This window comes from Psychrobacter sp. KFRI-CH2-11 (assembly GCF_038239325.1).
GTDB lineage: Bacteria > Pseudomonadota > Gammaproteobacteria > Pseudomonadales > Moraxellaceae > Psychrobacter > Psychrobacter celer.
In genome coordinates this window covers 341,085-362,825 of the sequence record NZ_CP151283.1, presented here as the reverse complement: position 1 = coordinate 362,825, position 21,741 = coordinate 341,085, and the positions used below count along the sequence as shown (strand labels likewise).

Genomic DNA, 21,741 nt, shown 5'->3' with positions numbered 1-21,741 from the left:
TATCATAGAGCGCCAAACTGGTTTAAAAATTTGCATCACTGTACTTAATATTACCAATGAAGCACATTGTCTTTGCAAGTATGGATAAATGACACACTAAGGCATCAAACACTGGGCTGTTAAGCACTCGCAATGCTGTCTTTAAAGCTGTCCAAAATTGGCTCAAGCAAGGCAAACTTACGCTTGTAACTGACTTGATTGACAATAAGGCGCGACGATACATCGCAGATATGGTCACGAGCTTCAAGGCCGTTGGCACGCAAGGTGTTCCCTGTATCAACCACATCAACGATGAGGTCTCCGAGTCCAACCAGCGGTGCCAGCTCCATCGAGCCGTATAGTTTGATCACATCGACCTGCTGACCTTGGCTGGCAAAATAAGCCCGAGCCACATTGACGTACTTGGTGGCGATGCGCAGACGACGATTGGGCAATGGCGCGTCTTTTACGCCTGCGGTCATCAATTTGCACTGGGCAATCTGCAAATCCAGCAGCTCATACACATGGTTGGCCCCGTGCTCAAGCAGTACATCTTTACCCGCCACACCAAAGTCCGCAGCGCCATGCTCGACGTAGGTCGGTACATCACTGGCACGCAAGATTAAGACGCGTACATTGGGGTTTGAGGTCGGAAAAATAAGCTTACGCGAGGCTTCAGGGTCTTCTAACAACTCAACGCCCGCTGCACGCAGCAAAGGCATGGTTTCTTCTAAAATACGGCCTTTAGACAAGGCCAGCGTTAAGCCTGAAAATTCCTCATTGACTTGGTTTAATAAACCATCATTTGATTGGCGGGTGCTTGCTTCGGTCATAATGACATCGTGTCCATGTACAGTTGGCATCCCCGATAGCGGGGCGTGAATTTATCATTGCTAAGCGATTAGAATAAACCTTCATGCGCCAAACTCTTAAAGGACATGACGCATAAGGGTTTACTGAGTCGTTCAGTGTCTGACTGACTTAAGGCATGGTTTTATGTAGTTGCTGACAAAAATCAGCAAAAAACTGCCGCCTAGTCGTTGCTATTGTTGCTATTGATACGTTCGATATTGACGCCGAGCGCACGCAGTTTGCTTTCTACGTTTTCATAGCCGCGATCGATATGATAAATACGATCGATCAAGCTCTCACCTTCAGCGGTCGCCGCGGCCATCACCAAGGACATCGATGCGCGTAAATCGGTCGCCATCACAGGCGCGGCGGTAAAGTTTTCGACGCCCGTAACTACGGCAGCATGACCGTCCACCTGAATGGATGCGCCCAAACGATTGAGCTCTGGCACGTGCATATAGCGGTTTTCGAAGATATTTTCGATAAAGGTACTGGTGCCATCGGCCAGACAGCTAATCGCCATGAGCTGCGCCTGCATATCTGTTGGAAAACCAGGATGCGGCTGAGTACGGATATTGACAGGTCTTGGTCGACCCGTCATTTGCGCGCGAATCCAGTCATCACCTGTGGTAATCACCGCGCCCATATCCTCAAACTTCTCTAACACAGGGGTCAATAACAGCGCAGAGGTGTTTTTGGCCAATACATCACCGCGAGTCATCAGCGCGCCTGCCAGATAAGAGCCTGTCTCGATACGATCCGCCACTACTGAATACTCACAACCATGCAGACGCTCAACGCCTTCGATGGTCATGGTCGAGGTACCGATGCCGCTTATCTTGGCACCCATCGCGACCAGCATGTTGGCCAAATCCACCACTTCTGGCTCCAGCGCGCAGTTGCCAAGCACTGTAGTACCTTTAGCCAGCGCGGCGGCCATGATGACGTTTTCAGTACCGCCGACTGTAATCATATCAAACGAGAAGTTACAGCCGATTAGTTTGCCACCCTTTGGCGCTTGCGCTTTGACATAGCCGTTTTCGACGCTGATAGTAGCGCCCATGGCTTCAAAGGCTTTGAGATGCTGATCGACAGGACGCGAGCCAATCGCGCAGCCACCTGGCAATGAGACTTCTGCTTCGCCAAAACGTGCCAGCAACGGCCCCAATACCAAAATCGACGCGCGCATGGTCTTGACCAGATCATAGGGCGCATAAAAATTATCGATGGTTTTGGTATCGCACGTGACCGTATCACCTTGTTTTTGAATGTGGATACCCATACCACCGATCAATGCAATCAGGGTACGCACATCTTGTAGCGATGGCACATTATGTAATGTCGTTGGGGTCTCAGCCAATATCATGGCCGCAAGTAACGGCAGCGCGGCATTTTTGGCGCCTGAAATCGTAACTTCCCCTGCAATACGACTACTACCCGTGATTAAAAATTGATCCATAAAAGTGGCAACCTAGCGATGAGTATAAAAAGATGAATATAAAAAATAAAAACCAAACCACCAAAACCTGCGATTTAGACAATAAATGAAGCAACAGGCTTGAGGCGTCTAATTAACAGGTTTAAGCATAACGTCTCATCATAAAGAGTGACGTTTAGCCTTTTGATTGAGCGTCCCACTCAGCAGGCGTCAATGCTTGAATATTGAGCGCATGAATATCACCGCTGGCGATCTTGTCATTAACCAGCGCATATACCGCTTGCTGACGCTGAACGCTGCGTTTGCCTTCAAAGCTGGCATCGACCACGCGCACATCAAACTTGTTGCCTTGATTGGCCGCTTGAATAAAAGCGTCTGGAAAATGAGTCTGTAAAAATGCAATCAAGTCGTCAGCGTTCATGCTCATAAATCTCTCTGCCTTAAATATAAAATAGGGTATGAATATAAAGTGAAGACATTATAACAAGAGTTTGGCTATCTTACAGTATTGTCTTGCTTTACCATGTTTTATGATGCAGTTGCGACCAATCAGTCGCGCCCGCAATGCCTTTCACCCTTTATCGTTATTTAAGGGCGTCATCTAGGTAGCTAAGCACTTGCGCGCGCACATCATTGACCCAGCGTAGCGGCGGTGCCATCGCGCCAATACTGGTCGCGTGGCTGGCACCTGCTATTTCACCGTTTTTGACAGAGACGCCAGCGGCTTTTAGTGCTTGCGTCATCTTGATGGTATTGCTGTCGTGGACGATGTCGTCTTTTTCGGCCGTCAATAATAAATAAGGCGGCTGCTTTCCTTTGATATGACGATCGGGCATCACCTCATCTGGCGTGGCAGAAGCGGCAAAGGCCGATGCGCTATCAAACTTACGAAAGTCATAACTGTATGGCCCCGCGATTCCGACGACTGCCCCTACATCGCTTGGCTTGATATGATAAGGTGCCAAAAAATCCTCGTTGGCGACCGCTGCCACGGCGTTGAACGCTCCAGCAGAGTGCCCAACCACCGCCACACGAGCAGGGTCGGCATGCAAGCTGGCCGCGTTGTTTAGGCTCCAAGCGATCGCCTGCGCGGTGTCTTTGACATAAGCAGGATAGACATGCTCAGGCGCCTTACGGTAATTGATCACCGCTGTGACATAGCCTGCCTGCGCCAAACTCTGGCCGACAAAGGCGTATTGCTCTTTGCTCCCGCTCTCCCATGAGCCGCCATGGACAAACACCACCATCGGATAACGATCACTGATTGCGCTTTGTGCCGTCATAGCACGAGCCAATGGCTTGGGGTAATAAATATCTAAATCCTGTAAGGGCTGATCGCCGTACAAGATGTCTTTGCTGACCCCAACACCGCCGCCCGAGGTAATTCCATTGACGAGAGTCAAGGGTGATAACGCCTGCGCGCTTTGGCTTGCTAGCACCGCGCCGCCAATTGCCAACAGCGCCGCGCCCGTCACTTTTAGCACCTTCTTACTTGCTGCTTGAGTGTCAGCGCTTTTTGCATTTGTCTTGTGACTGTGCTGGCGCTTGTGGCCATCATCATGGTCATGATGCCGCTTGCGTGTTTTGAGATCCTTCATCGCCAGTGTCCTTTTTTATGTCTTTATTAGCCATATTTATCAGCTTGGGTGTGTGACACATTGACTGGGGCAACATTGGCTCACGACTTTGATCATAAGCCCTTATTCACTTATCACCAATCGTTTATCGCTAGCCACGTATCATCAGTCACTTACTGCGGATTATTTATAGCCATTCATCTAACCACTCATTTACAGATAAATCAGTTTACTGGCTGCCAAAAGATTTCTCGTGTTTTTCCTGTTACTCGTGTTTAGGCTTCTTGTCATCAGCGGCGGCTATATCAGCGCCAAATACAATCGAGGCACTGGCTCACGATCGCACGAGGTATTTACGGATTTTGATAAATATCGACATTCTCACTAGCAGAAGCCTCACTAGCAGAGGAATCGATAGGCGTACCCGCTTCGGTCACCACTATAGGCGTGGTGGCGCGGGCTGGGCTGGGCGCGACTGCACTGCTCGGCTCATCAGCAACGCGCGCGGCAGCCGAGCGCTGTACAACTGGCGCTAACGCCGGATTGGCCAGATTGTCCTCATACATAATATCGTCTTCACCAATCTTTACCCCTCTATCATCGACAACGGTCGTCAATAGCACAAGCTCGGTCACTCCTACGGTGTTGTTGGCGATATCGATTAAGTGGCTTTGCTGCGTCGGTGTCACACGCCCCATGACATAGACCACGCCGTTGTTGCTCACCACCTTGATTTGGGATGCTTTGACGCCGTTACTTGTCGCGACTTTTGCCAGCATTTTTGAGGTGATATAACCATCATGGACAGTCGAGCTATAACCCTTTGAGGCACTGACGGTCAGCTCATTATAGACACGGCGCACGTCTGGCATGGAGCTGACGACGTTTTCTATCTCCGTCTTGATCGCAGCACTTGGCACCTCACCGCTCAGCAGCACTTCACTATTAAAGCTATCGATACTCATGCGGCTGGTCTGCTGCAAGTCTTCTTTTAGACCATAGACATTGATTTTGGCAGTGTGTTCGATGCTACGATCCAGCAGACGCTGCGGAATGGTACGCTCAGTCATGGGCACACCATAAGTCCCTTGAGTACTGTTGGTCAGATAATTGGTGGTACAACCCGTACTAATGACGCTTGCCAGCAGCACTGCGCCTATCGTCATGCGGTATGATGAGCCAAAAATAGCAGTGCGCAAGTGCATCCGTGTCATGATTTACCTCTTAGAGCCTGATGAAATAAGTAAGATATTGGCGATGATTGATACGCAAGACATGCCATCGCTTTTTTATTGAGCTACTTTACTCAATTTTTTGGGTGAACGCTTAGGCTTTTGGTAACGATAACTCAACCGACAAACACCTTCGCATCGCTCGCGCACGCTCAGGCCCATTAATACAACAAGAATCAGCACCAAGCGCGCCTTACCAAGTATTACCACGCATTTGCCATAAACGCGCCTATCAGCCACTGCGGCGACTCAGATATGTGGGCTTCTGCGGGTTTGTGCTTGCCAGCAGTATCATAAGCAATGACATCAAACCGGCAATCAAAATCTCTATACTCAGGATGCTGCTGCAAAAAATAGCGCGCCGCCTTGATGAGTTTGTTTTGCTTGGATTTGGTGACGCTCAGCAGCGCATCGCCAAACCCTGATTGTCGCCGTTGACGCACTTCGACAAATACTAGGGTCGACCATGCCGCGCCCGTCTCTAGCATGACCAAGTCAAGCTCGCCGATTTTGGGCTGTTGCCAGTTTTGTGCAATCAGCGTCAAGCCTTGCGCCTGCAAAAACGCACAAGCGCGCTGCTCAAACAAGCTGCCTTGACGCTGCTTGGGCGAGCTAAGGCGTAAGGGTTTATGATGAGTCATAAGAGCAAGATACCTGCTGAACATTTCAGAATTATCATAGCACAACATGATAAACTAACCACTTTTGCGCCTTGTCTATATATTTGATCTGTCGCCACGGCCTGCATTCATGGGTCTATTACGGTCTTTATTTCGATGTTGTGCTAAAGACCACACATCAAACGCCCAGATAGAGCATGGCGCTATATTGTATGCCCGACTTTTATAACAGAGGTTTTCATGTCCATCCCTACCGCGATGCCAGCTTGTTTATATATCGTTGCCACGCCGATTGGTAATCTGAGCGACATGACGCCGCATGCCATCGATGTCTTAAAACAAGTGGCCATCATTGCCTGTGAAGACACCCGCACCTCCGGCAAACTGCTATCGCACTTTGGTATCCATACCAAAGACAACAGTAGCGAGGCTGACGCGCCCAAAGCGCATAATAAGCTATGGGCCTATCATGAGCACAACAGCGCTATCCAAACGCCAAAGATTATCGAGATGATCCAGCAAGGCCATTCCGTCGCTTTGATCAGTGATGCTGGCACGCCACTGGTCAGTGACCCAGGCTATCAGTTGGTACAAGCGGCACATGCCGCTGGCGTGAGAGTATCACCTGTGGTGGGTGCATCGGCTGCTATTGGCGCGCTATCGGTCGCAGGGCTGCCATCAGATCGATTTAGCTTTATTGGGTTTTTGCCTGCCAAAACTCACGGTCGCCAAAAACAACTGACCGCCTTAACGACACGCACCGAAACCTTGATATTTTATGAAGCGCCGCACCGCATTTTGGCAAGCTTAGCGGACATGGCGGCGATATTTGGCGCTGATCGTGAAGTGGCGTTTTGCCGTGAGCTGACCAAAACCTTTGAGACTGTGCACAAAAGTACGCTTGGTAACTTGATTGAGTTTGTCAAAGCCGATGACAATCAGCAGCGCGGCGAAATCGTCTTGGTAGTCGCAGGTGCCAATACCGCCCAAGACGCCGACGACATCAGTGTGCACGATGCGTTACTACAACGCCTACTGGAGGATTTATCGGTCAAAAAAGCCGCCGCCTTGGCCGCTGATATCACTGGCGTGAAAAAAAACGCGCTCTATCAGCGCCTGCTTGAGCTACAAGCAAAATAGCTTGTGGTTATAAAAATACTATACCAACAAATTAATCATTGAGTGAGGAGAGAGCAAATGTACGATGTAATGGCGATAGGCAACGCCTTGGTGGACCACGAGTACCTACTGTCCGATGCTGCCCTAGAAGAGACGGATCTGACCAAAGGCAATATGACACTGGCAGCTATCGAGGAGCAGCAGCAGCTACTGGCGTATTTCAAACTGGCAGAAATCGCACCCTCAAAACAAGCGGGTGGCGGCTCAGCGGCCAATACCATGTACACCTTTGCCAGCCTCGGTGGCAAGCCGTTTTATGCTTGCCGCGTCGGTGATGATGCTCAAGGTGAGTTTTATCTAAAAGACTTGCACACTGCAGGCGTCGCTACTTCAAAAAAATCCGTACATACAGGCGGCGTCACAGGCTCTTGCGTGGTGGCAGTGACCGAAGATGGCGAGCGTACCATGCAAACCTATCTTGGAACCTCAAGCGACATCACAGCAGAAAACGTCGATTTTGACGCGCTGACGCAAGCCGACTGGCTGTATCTAGAAGGCTATCTGGCGATGACTGAGAGCATCCAACCTGCGATGACCAAGCTGCGCCAGCAAGCAGGTATTCATAACGCCAAAATCGCGGTGAGCTTCGCTGACCCTGCGGTGGTGAAGTTTGCCAAAGACGGCCTACTCAATATGCTCGGCAATAAAGTTGCAGTGATATTCTGTAATAGCGAAGAGGCCAAGCTATTTACTGACAAAAAACAAATCAAAGCCGCCGCCCGTGCGCTCCTTGAGCATTGCCAGACCGCAGTCGTCACCGATGGCGCGAATGGCGCAATCATCGCTCATAAGTCAGATGACCACTCAGAGCTGGAGATTTATGAAGTCGCCACGCCAGCGGTGGCCAATGTCATCGACACCAATGGCGCAGGTGATAACTACGCGGGCGCTTTTTTATATGCGCTATCGCAGCACTATAGCCTGCCTGAGTGTGGTCGTCTGGCAAGCGCTGTCGCCGCCCAAGTCATTCAGCAATTTGGCCCGCGCCTTGCCTCCCAAGACTATAAAGAGATTGCGCAGCGCGTATTATCCGCTTAATAAGCATGTAGTCTAAGCGATATTTCATGCCAAATAAAAGCCCATATCTTATCGATATGGGCTTTTTTGTGACGTATAAATAGCGTACGGGTATGGCCAGTATGACGATATTAAGCCGCAGCCAATGCTTGTGCCAGATCGGCTTTTATGTCGTCGATATGCTCGATACCGATAGAGAGACGCACCATGTCAGCACTGACCCCAGCGTTGGCAAGCTCTTGCTCATTGAGCTGGCGATGGGTGGTGGTCGCTGGGTGACACGCCAACGATTTGGCATCACCGATATTGACCAAGCGCGTGATCATCTGCAGCGCATCGATAAAGCGGGCGCCAGCCTCCAGCCCGCCTTTTACCCCAAAGGTTAAAATAGCAGAAGGCGTGCCTTTCATATATTTTTTGGCCAGCTCATGCTCAGGGTGGTCCGATAGACCTGCGTACTTAACCCAAGCAACTTTGTCATGATCGCGCAGATACTCAGCGACGGCCTGGGCGTTTTGTACATGGCGCTCCATACGTAGGCTGAGCGTCTCCATACCTTGCAAAATACCAAAAGCATTTAATGGGCTGATTGCCGCCCCAGTATTGCGTAGCGGTGCCACACGGGCACGAGCGATAAACGCCGCAGCGCCGACGTCTTTGACAAAATTGACACCGTGATAGCTCTCATCTGGGGTATTGAGCAGCGGGAAACGCTCAGGATAGTCGCCCCAAGGGAACGTCCCACTATCGACAATCGCGCCGCCGATCGAGGTGCCCGTACCGCTCATGTACTTGGTCAATGAATGAATGACAATATCCGCGCCAAACTCAAACGGGCGGCAGAGCGCAGGCGTCGCCACCGTACTATCGATCACCACAGGCACGCCATACTCGTGAGCGATATCACTTAGCGCTTGGATATCTACGATATTGCCCAGCGGATTACCGATACTTTCAGCAAACACCATCTTGGTCTTATCATCGATAAGATCGCGAATCGCTTCTGGCTCTTTGTGGTCAAAAAAGCGTACTTCGATGCCTTGACGCGGTAGCGCATGAGCAAACAAATTATAAGTACCGCCATATAGCGTCGATACCGCAACGATATTATCACCCGCTTCACAAATCGTCTGAATGGCATACGTGATGGCCGCCATGCCTGACGCCACCGCCAGCGCCCCGATACCGCCTTCTAATGCGGCCACCCGCTCTTCTAGTACCGCATTGGTTGGGTTCATGATACGGGTATAGATATTGCCTGCGACCTTGAGATCAAACAAGTCAGCACCGTGCTGGGTATTGTCAAACGCGTATGAGCTGGTGTGATAAATGGGTACGGCGACCGCTTTGGTCGTTGGCTCAACTTGGTATCCGGCATGGATGGCCAAGGTTTCAAGACGCGGTGTACTCTGGCTTTGCTGGTCTGGTTGTCCGTCACTCATACTGTGCTCCTGTGTAGGTATTTATGATTCAATAAGGATATCATGATAAAAAATGTCAAATCGTTATCTTTACGCCGCTGTCGCTAAACGCCGTCTACAAAAACGATAGGCATAAAAAAAGCTGAGTTAATCATAACTCAACTTCTTTATGAAAAGAATAGCAAATCATTCATCTCTTAATGACAAAAATTCATAAGCGACCATACTATTTGATCTAAGTAGCTTTATTTAAGATTTAAGTAGCGTTGTCTAAGCTGAATGGTCTGAGCGACTTTGCCGCGCCGATTATTTATAATACGCATTTTCAGTACGACTGTGGTCGGTTTCGTCAACCACTTGCGTCAGCTCAGGAATTTGCTGCTTAAGCTGGACTTCGACACCTTGGCGCAAAGTCATATCCACCGCTGAGCAGCCCTGACAGCCACCACCGAACTTTAGCACGGCTGTCAGACCAACGCCTTCTTCGTCGATCAGCTCTAGCAAGTCCACCATACCGCCGTGCGCGGCCAAGCCTGGGTTAATCTCTGATTGCAAGATATAGTTGATACGCTCTTCGACACTAGCATCAGCACCGACCTTTGGTACTTTTGAGTTTGGCGCACGGAAGGTGAGCTGCCCACCAAAACGGTCTTTATTATAATCAATCACCGCATCTTCTAAGTACGGCACTGAAGCCGCCTCAATAAACGCCGAAAAATCGTCATACGTGAGCACCAAATCTGCGCTGTCTTCTTCGCCTGGCTGATTGTACGCCATGCAGCACTCGGCGCGCGGCGTACCTGGATGCTCAACAAAAATACGGACACCGATACCGTCGGTGTCTTGCTTGGCCAACAAATCAGCCAAATAACCTTGCGCCGACTCTGTGATAGTGATGTTACTTTTTACGTCCGCTTGCTCAGTATCTAGCGCTGACTCATAGTCTGCTGACTGATCCAACTGATTTGCAGCTTGATTGTGCTCACTCATAATGTTTCCTATGTGTTATGACACAAACGCGATACCTGTCGTGGCTACTGTGTCGTGAATGTAGAGTGTGTAACGATAAGGGGGTACCAACTGCACCGATTTATCATCTGATGGGCGTGTCTGTCACGGGTTGCTCACGCCCACCAAGGCTTTGTGGCATTTATACTCATTATTATAGCGTATTCAGGCGACAATTCCGACTGCCCCACTGTGAATTAACACCGCTTGCAGATAGCCTTGCCCTGTGTCTGATCGTTGATATGCTCTCCTTTATATAAAGACGACTCTCATATTTATCAAGCAGCACCTCCGTGGTTGTTGCTCAACGCTTGACGCTTTGACCTCTGATGCTCTAATTCTTGATGCTCTAATTCCTAGCGCCTTATTTCTGACACCTTTATCCTTTATCGCTCAATTTGCTTCATTCGTATACTCATTTGGCTCAGTTGGTCACAAAACGGCCATCAAAGACTCATCAATTATGGTATAACTAAGCGGCAGTTATAGGGATATTGTGATAAAAACTGAGGGTAAAAGAGCGCTTTATGATGACACGGACGCGGCATCTCGTGACGACCAAGGATGGCGAGCAAATAGCCGTTTGGCGGGTAGCAGACAGTATCAAACAACACGCAGACGCAACGACTGGCGCATCTTGCGCCCCTGACACAAGCGTCAAGGCACAAAATATATTTTTAACTCATGGCACCTTTTCAGACAAACAAACCTGTCTAAAAATAGCCGAATATCTGGCCGGTCTAGGCCATCAGTGCTACATCATGGAGTGGCGCGGCCATGGTGACAGCCCAGCGCCTAAAGAGGCGTTTGATTTTGAGACCGTCGCAACCTATGATTATGAGGCGACTTTTCGCTACTTTTTTGATGAATTACAACTCAGCAACCTGCACTGCGTCACCCATAGCGGCGGCGGCGTGGGCCTGACGATGTTTTTGATTCAATATCCAGATTATATCGATAAAATCAACAGCGCCACTATGTTTGCCTGTCAAGCGTTTGGGGCGGCCGTCAGCCCTATCAGCTACGCCAAGATACTTGCCGCTAAGCTTGTGACAAAAGCGGTCGGTTATATCCCTGCCAAAAAGCTCAAACTGGGGCCGATCAACGAAAGCTATCACACCATGAACCAGTGGTTTGATTGGAACTTACAACAAAACTTTAATAGCAGCCGCAAACAGACTGCCGACAATACCCCTTTTGATTATCGACAGCACATGCCGATGGTTACGATACCTATCTATGCCATCAGTGCCAAGGGCGATAACTTCATCTCCCCAACCGCTGGCTGTCGGCGGTTTTTTGATGCCTTTAACCGTGCTACTAATAACAGCCCTTCTTCTGCCCCCACCTCTACTAATAATAACGCTACCAATGTCTTTCGAGAGTATGCGCGCAGCCGTGGTGATTTGGACGATTATACCCATAGCCGCATTATGATTAGCCGTCATGCGGCAACAGAGATTTGGCCAACGGTCGCCGCTTGGATCGAACAGCACGCCAGATGACTTGATCGTTATAGCGCCAGATGATCACCACCATAAAGGCGTTAGCGTCTGCTCGCTCCTTTTTTGGTAAATCAGCAAACCCATAATCAGCAAACCCACACACGGTATAAAACATCTTTGCACTTGTCAGTGGCGCTGCTGCTGTGTCAGTATTGGCAGCATGGTTTTTAGCCTTTATTTTTATTAACGACATATCAATGGCAGGACAGTGGCACATATGGGTGATTCAGTAGAGCAGCAAACAGATAAACGCAGACACTATCGTTATCTGGTCTTTATCGGACGTTTTCAGCCTTTTCATCGAGGGCATAAAGCAGTCGTCGACGAGGCGCTACAGCGCGCTGATGAAGTGATTATGCTGATTGGCTCAGCCAACCTACCACGCAGCCTACGCAATCCTTTTAGCGTCGCTGAGCGTGCCGCGATGATTAAGGGCGCGTACTCATCTGCTGATGCCGCGCGCATCCACTGCGTGGGGTTAGATGATGCACTATATAATGACACGCGCTGGCTCCAATACGTACAAGCCGGCGTCAAATCTGTCACAGGTGATTTGCAAAGTGATATCGGCTTGATAGGACACTCAAAAGACAGCTCGTCGTATTATCTATCATTGTTTCCCAACTGGGATTCTGTCTCTGTTCCCAATTATCACAACCTATCAGCCACGCCTATCCGCGACAGCTATCTGATGGGGGCGACGCCAACACCTGAGCGTACGCCTGAGTCCACCCGTCACGTGCTCGATGATTTCAAAAAAACCGAAGACTATCAACAGCTGCACGAAGAAGCCGATTTTATCGATAAATACAAAAGACAATGGCAGTCTGCGCCCTATCCGCCCACCTTTATGACTGCTGATGCGCTGATTGTACAATCAGGCCATATTTTATTGGTAGAGCGCCGCAGCATGCCAGGACGTGGGCTTTGGGCGTTGCCCGGTGGGTTTGTGAACCCAAAAGAGACCTTGTTTGATGCCTGTATCCGTGAGCTACGCGAGGAGACACGGCTCAAAGTCCCTGAGCCAGTATTACGCGGCTCTTGCCATAGTCAGCATACCTTTGACGATCCGTACCGCTCAGCGCGCGGTCGTACGATTACCCAAGCGTTTTATTTTCAGCTAAAAAACGACCCAAAAGGCTTGCCCAAAGTCAAAGGCGGCGACGATGCGGCCAAGGCTTTTTGGCTACCGCTGGCTGAGCTGGACGCCACCATGATGTTTGAAGACCACTATGCGATCATTACCAAAATGGTAGGGCTATAATTGGTAAACAGTGCACTGAGTCTTTATGATTATTGTATTAAAAAACAGACCAAGTAACGTTTTTATGCCGGCACCGATAGACGGTAACGGCTCACCGTCGCAGCTGTCATATAACAAGGCAGCCGCGGCATTTCAAAGCAGAGGAGTTCTGTGATGTACACTGGCAATCTGAGTAATTTACTCTTAAATAGCGACAGCTACAAGACCTCACATTGGGTGCAATACCCAAGCGGTAGTGAGTATCTGTCAAGCTACATTGAGGCGCGTAAAGGCGACTACGACGTGGTGTTTTTTGGTCTGCAAGCTTTTATCAAAGAGTACCTCAGCACCCCTATCACCCATCAAGATATCGATGAAGCCGAAATGGTCATTCAAGCGCATGGCTTGACCTTTAACCGTGCAGGCTGGGAGCGTTTGGTCGATAAACACGGTGGCTACCTGCCACTACGTATCGAGGCCGTCCCTGAAGGCAGCATCGTCCCTGTCTCAAACGTCGTCTGCCAAGTCATCAATACCGATCCTGAGTTTTACTGGCTACCAAGCTATATCGAGACCGCACTGCTACGCGCTATTTGGTACCCCTCCACCGTCGCTAGCGTCTCGCATTACTGTAAAGGCATCATTCGTCAGGCCCTAGAAAAATCTGCCGACAATAGCGACTCGCTTACGTTTCGGCTGCATGATTTTGGCGCACGCGGTGCCTCTAGCCAAGAATCAGTCGCTTTAGGCAGTTTGGCACATTTAGTAAACTTTGCAGGGACCGACTCGATGACGGCGCTAGTCGCCGCCAGCCGTTGGTATCGGATGGATAAAAACATGCCAGCGTTTTCGATTCCGGCCGCCGAGCACAGTACCATGACCGCTTGGGGCCGCGACGGCGAGACAGCCGCCTTTGCCAATATGCTTACGCAGTTTGGCGGCGCGGGCAAAAGTGTCTCTGTGGTCTCTGACAGCTACGACTTATGGAACGCCATAGATAATATCTGGGGCGGCCGCCTCAAAGACGAGGTCAAAAATATGGGCGGCACGCTGGTCATCAGACCAGACAGCGGCGAGCCTGCCAAAGTGGTACGCGAAGCTTTAGAGCGCTTGGCTGTGAAGTTTGGCACCACTATTAATCGTAAAGGCTATAAGGTATTGCCAGATTATGTGCGTATCATCCAAGGTGATGGCATCAGCCCAAACACCTTGGGCAGCATCATCGATGTGGTGCTAAAGGCTGGGTTTAGCGCGGATAACATCACCTTTGGGATGGGCGGCGGATTATTGCAGCAAGTCAACCGCGACACCATGAGCTGGGCGATGAAGGCCAGCGCCATTTGTATCGATGGTGTTTGGAAAGATATCTATAAGGACCCTGTGACCAGCCGCTCAAAACGCTCAAAAAAAGGCCGCTTGGCGTTGATCAATCAGACCCATGGCCAACCAAAAACCATCAAACTAGACGACTTATCGACTGCTGACAACCTACTACGGGATGTGTATGTCGACGGTAAGCTGTTGATCGACGACAGCCTGACTACCATTCGGGAGCGTGCAGGATGGTAGCTTCTCTAAATTTATCCAAAAAAGATATGCTGCTTGCGCCAATTTATCTGTACCAAGGTATCAAGGTCAAACGTGATACGGTACGCCTCCCTGAGCCTACCGGTGAGAGATGCGGCCGGGTCACTCTAGTATCAGCGACTAAGACGCCCGCTCAAGCATCGAAGCCTGCGCTACAGCTGATGATCGTCGGCGACTCCGCAGCAGCAGGGGTCGGGACGTTGACACAGCAAGAAGCGCTGGCAGGCAAGCTAATCCCCATTCTGCAGCAGCAGCCAGTTATTCATAGCCAATTTGCTGAGATTGTCTGGTCGTTGCAGGCGACGACGGGGCACACCAGCTTTGATATTTTGCGGCGATTGTATGTGCTGTCTGCGCCCAGCCAGCCTGTTGATATCATGGTTTTGAGCGTCGGGGTCAATGACACCACAGCGAATGTCTCCCCCGACCAGTGGCAACAGCAACTCGAGCAGATCATCGCCATTGCTCAGCGCAAGTTTGGCGCGCGTAAGATTGTCTTCTCAAGCCTACCACCGATGGCACAAATGCCAGCACTACCCGCGCCGCTCAACGCCTTTATCGGTGCCAAAGCCATGGCGCTCGACAAGGTATTACAAAACGTGTGTCAGGCTCAGGGCGGTGTACATTACATGGCCGCTGACTTTGCGATGATGGCCGAAATGCACAGCGGCAGCGGCCCCATTGATAGCGCGGCGATGTTTGCCAGTGATGGCTTTCACCCCAGCAGCTTAACTTATGGCTTGTGGGCGCAGCAGCTGGCGGCTCTAATCGCACAGCTCCTTGAGCGCTAACAGATGCTGGCTGATTTGACATAAAAAAACCGCTGAATGGTCAGCGGTTTTTTTATACTGCGCCATATAACATGACGCGATAAGCGCATATTACTCAGCAGAGTCAGCCGCTTTTTTGCTACGGCCACCGAATGCACCAAAGCGTTTGTTAAAGCTAGCAACACGGCCTTCAGTAGAGGTTTTACGCTGCTCGCCTGTATAGAATGGGTGCGATGCACTTGAGATATCAAGTGGGAAGTATGGGTATTCTTTACCTTCGTACTCACGAGTGGCTTTTGTGCTGACCGTTGAGCGAGTCAAGAAAAACACATCAGCGTTGGTGTCGTGAAACAAAACTTCTTGGTAGTTAGGATGGATATCTTTACGCATAATAATCTCTCTATGTCCGATGTATGTATCAGGCGGCTTGATGAGCAATCAAACACATGCTGGCATACGTAACTGAGGCACTAAGGACATGTCTAAGAGTGGCAACTGCATCACTGGCTTATTCCAGCACCCAACACCACGCCTCTGTTCACTTAGCCTTTCCCCAGCGGGAAAATCAAACCGCGATTTTAACGGTTTTTGGCATTTGATGCAAGAGCGTGTCCCAACTTTGCGCGGCATCTCTTACCCACACTAAAGCCGTGCTGGCGCTTTTACGCCGCTCCCTGCTAAATTAAAAACCTGTGCTCAGCCTTTTATATTCAATATATTACATAAAAGTCTTTCTCTTCTTGTTTACCCCTTGGTTTGTTGATATATTCATATATACGGATTTATGAATATATCAACAAACCTCTGAGGGAGCAGAAGGATGGATACCGTACAGATAGATTTTCTTAATATCGATCAACAGTGGGACAAAAAGATAAAACACTGTCATTTTGATATATATCATTTATCAGGCTGGGTGGCGGCTTCGGCGATAGTCGATAAAGGCACGCCGATGGGACTGATCGCCACCTATAAAAACAAACAGCTTTTTTTGCCCATTATCATCCGTGAAATAGACTCGGCATACTGGGATGCAACCACCACTTACGGCTATGGTGGCCCACTGATGGACAAGTCGCTTAGTGATGCGCAGGCAGATTATATGCTGCAAGCAGTGAAAGAGCGGCTTTTTGCTAAAGGCTGCGTGTCGTTATTTATGCGTCTGCACCCTATTATCAATAAAGACTGGATACCGACGGTTGGTAAGGCTTTGACTCATGGTCTTACGCTGATGTCTGATCTGAGTCAGTCTGAGGCCGCGCACTGGAGCGAGACGCAAAACCGTCATCGCCGAGGCATCAAAAAAGCCATCAAGCACAATGTCGTGACCAAAATTGAGCGGCTGACCAAAGCCAGTGCGCTGGTGTTTTCTACCATTTATAAAGAAACCATGGCGCATGTGCAGGCCGATCAATACTACTTTTTTGATGACGATTACTTTTTTAATCTGCTAGAAAACCTACAAGAGCGGATACTACTCATCACCGCCTATCAAGACGATACGCCGATTGCGTCTGCTATTTATACCCTCTGCCGAGAGTCTGGCATCATGCAGTTTCATCTCGGCGGCACGTGCGGTGCCTACTCTCATCTGCAGCCCTCCAAACTAATTACCCATACCGCCCGCAGTTGGGGTAGAGAAAACAACTATCACATTCTCCACCTAGGCGGCGGTGTGGGCGGGGCGCTGGATTCTTTATACGAATACAAAAAAGGCTTTAGCTCACAAGAGTTGCTGTTTAAGACCTATAGGCTCATCATCAATCCAGACAAGTATGCTAATCTGGTGGCCGAGCGCAGGCTGACCCCAGATGAGTCACATTCAGACTTTTTCCCCTTATATAGAAAACCTGCCACTACCGTGCGTGCGGTAAAAACCACACCAGCTGAAGCGCTCGCAGATATATAGAGCGCTCTTCACATTCGTCTTTTATACGACCATCATCTGAATCACCATCACCCTAACCGTCATAAGCCAACACAAAAAGCAGCCAAAATCATGGCTGTTCTTGACTAGGGCGTATCTTTATTTTAAAAATGTGGATAAAGATAAGACACATTGCTGTCAAATAAAAAAAGTGAAGACCAGTAGCGCTGTCGCTATTTTAAGGTTTGTTCACTATATAGCGCAGGCTAAAAACGCGGCGTTTGTCTTAATGTATACTGTTACAAAAGCCGGATTATTTTACAAACATCAACGCTACTTGCAGCGGTCACCCCTTATCGTTTTGGCTAATTTTTATTCTAAAACCACCAGACTGCCTACCTTTTATACCACGGCGCCTTGTCGCTTTATACAGCCTATGGGTTGTCATGCTCTCGGCTCTACTGACAAAACTCATGCATGTACTTACGTATTTGTCATCTTATGCTCGCCTCAACTTTCGTAAAATATCCCCTATATTAAAACAGCTTTATATGAATGATCAGCATTGACTAACAATGACGATAAGATGTTGAAGTTGGCGATAGGCGCACGCATATTAAAAGCGACCGACCCTATAATCAATAAGTGCAGCCTAAGCGCGGCTCAGGCTATCAAGGATATGACAACGACAATGACGCAATACGTTTATCACAACACCAACTCTAGCCATAGCGGCATACCAGCCAATACAGCCACTGATGCAGCATCGGCGAAGACGGCGGACATGCCGCAACCGGCAAAGCGTGTGGGTATCTTAGGCGGCGGCACGGCAGGCGCGACGATTGCCATTCGCTTGGCTGCATTAGGGCTTGAGACGTATGTGTTTGAAAAAAAACAATCTCTCATCGACGGCCCACCAATGTGCCACTTGCATGCCGGCGGCAACTTGTATCGCGAAATCCCTGACGAAGACTGCGTCGCCTTACTCAAGCAGTGTATCGATATTTTGCGCTTATACCCTTATACCATCGATGTGCGCCCCACCGTGTTCGCCGTCCCGACACGCGATGAGGGCTTGCCTGAGGATTTGTTACCACGCCTTGATATTTTGACAGACGCCTATCGCGAGCTGATCGCGCAGGACCCAAACAATAAAGTCTTGGGCGAGCCTGAGGACTACTATCAGCTCTATAACCATGAGCAGTTGCTGGCGCTGGCCGAGCGAGAGCAAGTCGCCATCCCTCGCACAGTCGATGAGTGGATGATACCAGTTGCCAAGTATCTGGATTTAAACAAAGTCAAGTTCCCGCTTATCGTCGTCCAAGAGTACGGCTGGAATATCTTTCGCCTTGCCGCGTCAGCACAGCTAGCATTGGCAGAGTATGAGCACGCTCATGTGTTTACCGATACGACGGTGACACAGGTCATGCCTGTCGATTGTGAAAACTGTGCAAACGCCGATCACCATGTGACCAAATGGCGCATCGACTACCAATCAGCAAGCAGCTCTACAGAGGCGGTGCAAGAAGACGCTATCGAGGTCGACTACCTGATCAATGCGTGCGGATTTCGTACAGGGGTCATCGATGATATGGTCGGTGTCGCCGTCACCCGTATGGTCGAATTTAAGTCTTCCTATATCACCCACTGGGGCGAAGCTGGTGGTCAGATACCCGAGATCATCGTCTATGGCAATCGCGGCACCCCTGAGGGCATGGCGCAGCTGACGCCTTATCCTGATGGTTACTTTCAGATTCATGGCATGAGTCATGCCATTACTTTGTTTGATGATGGGTTGGTGGCGTCGAATACTGACAGCGCCCAGCCCAAGCTACCGCAGCAGTACGTACACTACATCGAGGATGGCTGGGACAAAGCGCCGCTACAAGCGCGTAGCCAACAAGCCATCGATTATGTGGCGCAGTTTGTACCGACCTTTCATAGTGCTCGTAGCGTTGGCAATGCCCTGTATGGTGGGCAGCAAATCCCTGGAGAAGACGATACTTTGCGCGTCGCTGACGTCAGCTTGTACGCTGATATCCGCTATGCCCGTGCAGAAAACGTCAAAGCCTCCTCGACCTTAATTGCAGCGGATCAAATCGTCAATGAGCTGGCTGAGCTGGGTTTGGTGACAACAGATACGCCCGCAAACCGTCACCGCTATGCTCATAAATGGCCATATCTGGCGCACAACGATAGCTTAACCATCGATAGTGTGGCTCGCGAGCTGGCTGAGCAGCGCGGTTTTCCAATGGCCATGGCGGGAGTAAACCATGGTATCCGTGAGGCCATACTGTCCAGCTTATGAGGCATCGCTGATCTTGGCTTATTTTTGCTTCTATCCCGCTCACAGCGCAGACGAAGCAAAACCCCCACTCAATAATTCAATAAAAAAGCGTAGACCACCGTTATTGGATGGTCTGCGCTTTTTGGCCTCTGAGCGTCTTGCTCTCTAAGAGCTTTAATCTCTGGATTTGGCAGTCTGTGAGTCTTTGCACATTTTAGCTTTCGCTGCCCGCCATTTTTTCGGTATCGACAGCATCGTCGATGGTGACCACAGTCTTTAGCATCTCAATCGCTTCACCGATGGTATTACATACCACCAGACGCGCCAAATCTTCTTGCTTCATAAATCCTTGCTCAGCGGTATAGGCCAAGTGATCTATCATTCGGTCATAAAACCCATTGATATTCAGAATAATCATGGGTTTTTCGTGCTGATAAAGCTGACGCCACGTGGCAATCTCCATGATCTCCTCGAGCGTACCAAGCCCACCTGGTAAGGTGATAAAAGCATCGGCATACTCTGCCATGACGGTTTTTCGCGTGTGCATGGTGTCGGTCAAATGTAGGCGCGTCAACTGATTGTGAGCGATTTCGTGTTTGAGCATAAAGGTTGGAATCACACCGACCGCTTGAGCGCCGCCGTTGACGACCTCATCCGCCACCGCCCCCATCAGCCCGATGCTAGCACCGCCATAGACCAGACCCATGCCGTTTTTTGCCAGCGCAAGACCCAGCTCGCGAGCGGCTTGCTCATACACCTCATGATTACCTAGGCGCGAGCCGCAATACACCGCAACCAGTGGCATGGTCAGTGAGGACTTATCGACGGCTTTTTCGATATTGGTGATATCTTGACTGGTGATTACTTCATAAGTGTCGTTATTGATTTTCATTTGCATAGTGCTTCCTTAATTTTTATATTATTGTTTTTAGGTGAGTGCTCAGTTGACAGATGACGATAAAAATGCGAAAAAGCGCCGCTCCAGTCATAGCGTATAGAACTTACAAGTCATCATTGCCCGCCTCACCTACCCTCATTTATCTTAACATAAGCGGTGCTGTTACATGAGCTTGATATCATCAAAGCCGCGCATCAGAGCCTCATAACGGACTGACCATCACGCCGTTAGAGCCAGCCGAGCTGCCCAAACCTTGTAGCCGCCACAACCATAAAACGCCAGCCCCCACCCTATAGATCAGACCATAAGGCCGACTCATGGAAGAACCGCAAAATCCCCTGCCAACAGACAGCCACCTCATAAAAACCGATGCCTTGAGTATCATGACTGAACGCAATCAGCCGCTAGCCGCGACAGTATATCGCCCGCAAGATACAACAAAAGCGGCGGTCATGATAGCGCCTGCCACTGGTATTAAACGTCAGTTTTATCACCACTTTGCCACTTATTTGGCCACCTGCGGTTTTGGTGTAGTGACCTTTGACAACGAAGGTATCGGCGAGTCGTTAAGCACCGAGCTACCCAAATGTGACGCCTCGTTGATCAGCTGGGGACGTCATGACCTGCCAGCCGTGCTTGATGCTCTGCAAGATGAGTTTGCCGATACCACATATCACATCATCGGTCACAGTGCCGGCGGTCAGCTGATTGGCTTGATGCCAAACTATCAGACCGTACAGTCTGTATTCAATGTCGCCTGCTCGTCAGGGCAAATCAAAAACATGGACATGCCCTATAAGCTCAAGGCCATGGGTTTTATGGATGCTTTTATTCCACTTAGTAACTTGGTATTAGGCTATACACCAGCGGATAAAATCGGTATGGGCGAGCCATTACCGCGCGGCGTTGCTCGGCAGTGGCGCGAGTGGTGCAATGGCGCAGGCTATATCAAAACCGCCTTTGGTCACAGCATACATACCCATTTTTATGATGAGCTTAGCATGCCCGCTTTGTGGCTGGGGTTTAGCGACGACGATATCGCCAACAGCGACAATATGGACGACATGATACGTGTGTTTACCAAGATGCCTGTCGAAAAGCGTTTTTATACCCCGCAAGATTTTGGTTTAAGTCGTATCGGTCATATGCGCTATTTTAGTCGCCGCACCCATGCAAAAGCCCCAGCACTATGGCAAATGGCGGTAGACTGGTTGGAGCAGCAGTGTTAGGGCATAGCTTCTTAAGACATGGTTTTTTAAGG

19 protein-coding genes are annotated in these 21,741 nt (G+C 49.7%); 9 read left to right on the top strand and 10 right to left on the bottom strand.

Annotated features, from left to right (window positions below; genetic code table 11):
* Positions 1 to 119: 119 nt before the first annotated feature.
* The 6 genes from hisG to AADH33_RS01530 all read right to left on the bottom strand — a co-directional run bounded on the left by hisG (position 120) and on the right by AADH33_RS01530 (position 5,767).
* Positions 120 to 812: an ATP phosphoribosyltransferase gene (gene hisG, locus AADH33_RS01555; RefSeq protein WP_075102594.1), complete on the bottom strand. Its 693-nt coding sequence runs from the start codon at positions 810 to 812 to the stop codon at positions 120 to 122.
* 200 nt (positions 813 to 1,012) lie between these two features.
* Positions 1,013 to 2,290, bottom strand: coding sequence for a UDP-N-acetylglucosamine 1-carboxyvinyltransferase (murA, locus tag AADH33_RS01550; RefSeq protein WP_100749030.1), 1,278 nt, complete (start codon positions 2,288 to 2,290; stop codon positions 1,013 to 1,015).
* 154 nt (positions 2,291 to 2,444) lie between these two features.
* Positions 2,445 to 2,696, bottom strand: a complete 252-nt coding sequence (locus tag AADH33_RS01545) for a BolA family protein (protein ID WP_100749029.1) — start codon at positions 2,694 to 2,696, stop codon at positions 2,445 to 2,447.
* Positions 2,697 to 2,853: 157 nt separating this feature from the next.
* The gene (locus tag AADH33_RS01540; protein WP_348549340.1) at positions 2,854 to 3,867 is read right to left on the bottom strand and encodes an alpha/beta hydrolase; all 1,014 of its coding nucleotides are present in this window, start codon (positions 3,865 to 3,867) and stop codon (positions 2,854 to 2,856) included.
* Positions 3,868 to 4,199: 332 nt separating this feature from the next.
* Positions 4,200 to 5,060: a BON domain-containing protein gene (locus tag AADH33_RS01535; protein ID WP_348549339.1), complete on the bottom strand. Its 861-nt coding sequence runs from the start codon at positions 5,058 to 5,060 to the stop codon at positions 4,200 to 4,202.
* A 221-nt stretch (positions 5,061 to 5,281) separates the two neighbouring features.
* A complete protein-coding gene (locus AADH33_RS01530) occupies positions 5,282 to 5,767 on the bottom strand; it encodes a YraN family protein (RefSeq protein ID WP_348549338.1) in 486 nt (161 codons plus the stop codon).
* A 171-nt stretch (positions 5,768 to 5,938) separates the two neighbouring features.
* Here AADH33_RS01530 and rsmI point away from each other — a divergent pair, with 171 nt between their 5' ends.
* The gene (gene rsmI / locus AADH33_RS01525; protein WP_348549337.1) at positions 5,939 to 6,838 is read left to right on the top strand and encodes a 16S rRNA (cytidine(1402)-2'-O)-methyltransferase; all 900 of its coding nucleotides are present in this window, start codon (positions 5,939 to 5,941) and stop codon (positions 6,836 to 6,838) included.
* 57 nt (positions 6,839 to 6,895) lie between these two features.
* Complete coding sequence (locus tag AADH33_RS01520) at positions 6,896 to 7,915, top strand: adenosine kinase (protein ID WP_289056995.1); 1,020 nt, start codon at positions 6,896 to 6,898, stop codon at positions 7,913 to 7,915.
* 110 nt (positions 7,916 to 8,025) lie between these two features.
* Here the strand turns inward: AADH33_RS01520 and AADH33_RS01515 are convergent, their stop codons facing one another.
* Positions 8,026 to 9,336, bottom strand: a complete 1,311-nt coding sequence (locus AADH33_RS01515) for an O-acetylhomoserine aminocarboxypropyltransferase/cysteine synthase family protein (protein WP_348549336.1) — start codon at positions 9,334 to 9,336, stop codon at positions 8,026 to 8,028.
* A gap of 285 nt (positions 9,337 to 9,621) precedes the next feature.
* Positions 9,622 to 10,305 carry a Fe-S biogenesis protein NfuA gene (nfuA, locus tag AADH33_RS01510; RefSeq protein WP_075102549.1) on the bottom strand — a complete coding sequence of 228 codons (684 nt, stop codon included), beginning with the start codon at positions 10,303 to 10,305 and terminating at the stop codon, positions 9,622 to 9,624.
* A 545-nt stretch (positions 10,306 to 10,850) separates the two neighbouring features.
* Between nfuA and AADH33_RS01505 the strand changes: the two genes are divergently transcribed.
* From AADH33_RS01505 to AADH33_RS01490, 4 genes are all read left to right on the top strand, one after another.
* Entirely contained in the window at positions 10,851 to 11,828 is a 978-nt protein-coding gene (locus AADH33_RS01505; RefSeq protein ID WP_348549335.1) for an alpha/beta fold hydrolase, read from the top strand.
* A 217-nt stretch (positions 11,829 to 12,045) separates the two neighbouring features.
* Positions 12,046 to 13,092, top strand: coding sequence for a bifunctional nicotinamide-nucleotide adenylyltransferase/Nudix hydroxylase (locus AADH33_RS01500; RefSeq protein ID WP_348549334.1), 1,047 nt, complete (start codon positions 12,046 to 12,048; stop codon positions 13,090 to 13,092).
* Positions 13,093 to 13,245: 153 nt separating this feature from the next.
* Positions 13,246 to 14,640 (top strand): nicotinate phosphoribosyltransferase, encoded by a 1,395-nt coding sequence (locus AADH33_RS01495; protein WP_348549333.1) that lies wholly within the window; start codon positions 13,246 to 13,248, stop codon positions 14,638 to 14,640.
* A complete protein-coding gene (locus tag AADH33_RS01490) occupies positions 14,634 to 15,449 on the top strand; it encodes an SGNH/GDSL hydrolase family protein (RefSeq protein WP_348549332.1) in 816 nt (271 codons plus the stop codon). Before AADH33_RS01495 ends, AADH33_RS01490 begins: the two co-directional genes overlap by 7 nt.
* 90 nt (positions 15,450 to 15,539) lie before the next feature.
* On the opposite strand, the gene AADH33_RS01485 is transcribed toward AADH33_RS01490, so the two are convergent.
* A complete protein-coding gene (locus tag AADH33_RS01485) occupies positions 15,540 to 15,818 on the bottom strand; it encodes a type B 50S ribosomal protein L31 (RefSeq protein WP_075102544.1) in 279 nt (92 codons plus the stop codon).
* A 430-nt stretch (positions 15,819 to 16,248) separates the two neighbouring features.
* Between AADH33_RS01485 and AADH33_RS01480 the strand changes: the two genes are divergently transcribed.
* Positions 16,249 to 17,337, top strand: a complete 1,089-nt coding sequence (locus AADH33_RS01480) for a GNAT family N-acetyltransferase (protein ID WP_348549331.1) — start codon at positions 16,249 to 16,251, stop codon at positions 17,335 to 17,337.
* Positions 17,338 to 17,974: 637 nt separating this feature from the next.
* A complete protein-coding gene (locus AADH33_RS01475) occupies positions 17,975 to 19,603 on the top strand; it encodes an FAD-dependent oxidoreductase (RefSeq protein WP_348549330.1) in 1,629 nt (542 codons plus the stop codon).
* A 193-nt stretch (positions 19,604 to 19,796) separates the two neighbouring features.
* Here AADH33_RS01475 and AADH33_RS01470 read toward each other — a convergent pair whose 3' ends face one another.
* Positions 19,797 to 20,480: an LOG family protein gene (locus AADH33_RS01470; RefSeq protein ID WP_348549329.1), complete on the bottom strand. Its 684-nt coding sequence runs from the start codon at positions 20,478 to 20,480 to the stop codon at positions 19,797 to 19,799.
* A gap of 317 nt (positions 20,481 to 20,797) precedes the next feature.
* Between AADH33_RS01470 and AADH33_RS01465 the strand changes: the two genes are divergently transcribed.
* On the top strand, positions 20,798 to 21,709 hold the full coding sequence (locus tag AADH33_RS01465; RefSeq protein ID WP_348549328.1) for an alpha/beta hydrolase family protein: 912 nt from the start codon (positions 20,798 to 20,800) through the stop codon (positions 21,707 to 21,709).
* The last annotated feature ends 32 nt before the right edge of the window (positions 21,710 to 21,741 follow it).

Coding starts and splice junctions, on each gene's coding strand:
- AADH33_RS01490 (WP_348549332.1), top strand. CDS start 14,634: ATGGTAGCTTCTCTAAATTTATCCAAAAAAGATATGCTGCTTGCGCCA.
- AADH33_RS01500 (WP_348549334.1), top strand. CDS start 12,046: ATGGGTGATTCAGTAGAGCAGCAAACAGATAAACGCAGACACTATCGT.
- AADH33_RS01520 (WP_289056995.1), top strand. CDS start 6,896: ATGTACGATGTAATGGCGATAGGCAACGCCTTGGTGGACCACGAGTAC.
- hisG (WP_075102594.1), bottom strand. CDS start 812: ATGACCGAAGCAAGCACCCGCCAATCAAATGATGGTTTATTAAACCAA.
- AADH33_RS01495 (WP_348549333.1), top strand. CDS start 13,246: ATGTACACTGGCAATCTGAGTAATTTACTCTTAAATAGCGACAGCTAC.
- AADH33_RS01465 (WP_348549328.1), top strand. CDS start 20,798: ATGGAAGAACCGCAAAATCCCCTGCCAACAGACAGCCACCTCATAAAA.
- nfuA (WP_075102549.1), bottom strand. CDS start 10,305: ATGAGTGAGCACAATCAAGCTGCAAATCAGTTGGATCAGTCAGCAGAC.
- AADH33_RS01470 (WP_348549329.1), bottom strand. CDS start 20,480: ATGCAAATGAAAATCAATAACGACACTTATGAAGTAATCACCAGTCAA.
- AADH33_RS01535 (WP_348549339.1), bottom strand. CDS start 5,060: ATGACACGGATGCACTTGCGCACTGCTATTTTTGGCTCATCATACCGC.
- AADH33_RS01480 (WP_348549331.1), top strand. CDS start 16,249: ATGGATACCGTACAGATAGATTTTCTTAATATCGATCAACAGTGGGAC.
- AADH33_RS01515 (WP_348549336.1), bottom strand. CDS start 9,336: ATGAGTGACGGACAACCAGACCAGCAAAGCCAGAGTACACCGCGTCTT.
- AADH33_RS01505 (WP_348549335.1), top strand. CDS start 10,851: ATGATGACACGGACGCGGCATCTCGTGACGACCAAGGATGGCGAGCAA.
- AADH33_RS01485 (WP_075102544.1), bottom strand. CDS start 15,818: ATGCGTAAAGATATCCATCCTAACTACCAAGAAGTTTTGTTTCACGAC.
- AADH33_RS01545 (WP_100749029.1), bottom strand. CDS start 2,696: ATGAGCATGAACGCTGACGACTTGATTGCATTTTTACAGACTCATTTT.
- AADH33_RS01475 (WP_348549330.1), top strand. CDS start 17,975: ATGACAACGACAATGACGCAATACGTTTATCACAACACCAACTCTAGC.
- rsmI (WP_348549337.1), top strand. CDS start 5,939: ATGTCCATCCCTACCGCGATGCCAGCTTGTTTATATATCGTTGCCACG.
- murA (WP_100749030.1), bottom strand. CDS start 2,290: ATGGATCAATTTTTAATCACGGGTAGTAGTCGTATTGCAGGGGAAGTT.
- AADH33_RS01540 (WP_348549340.1), bottom strand. CDS start 3,867: ATGAAGGATCTCAAAACACGCAAGCGGCATCATGACCATGATGATGGC.
- AADH33_RS01530 (WP_348549338.1), bottom strand. CDS start 5,767: ATGTTGTGCTATGATAATTCTGAAATGTTCAGCAGGTATCTTGCTCTT.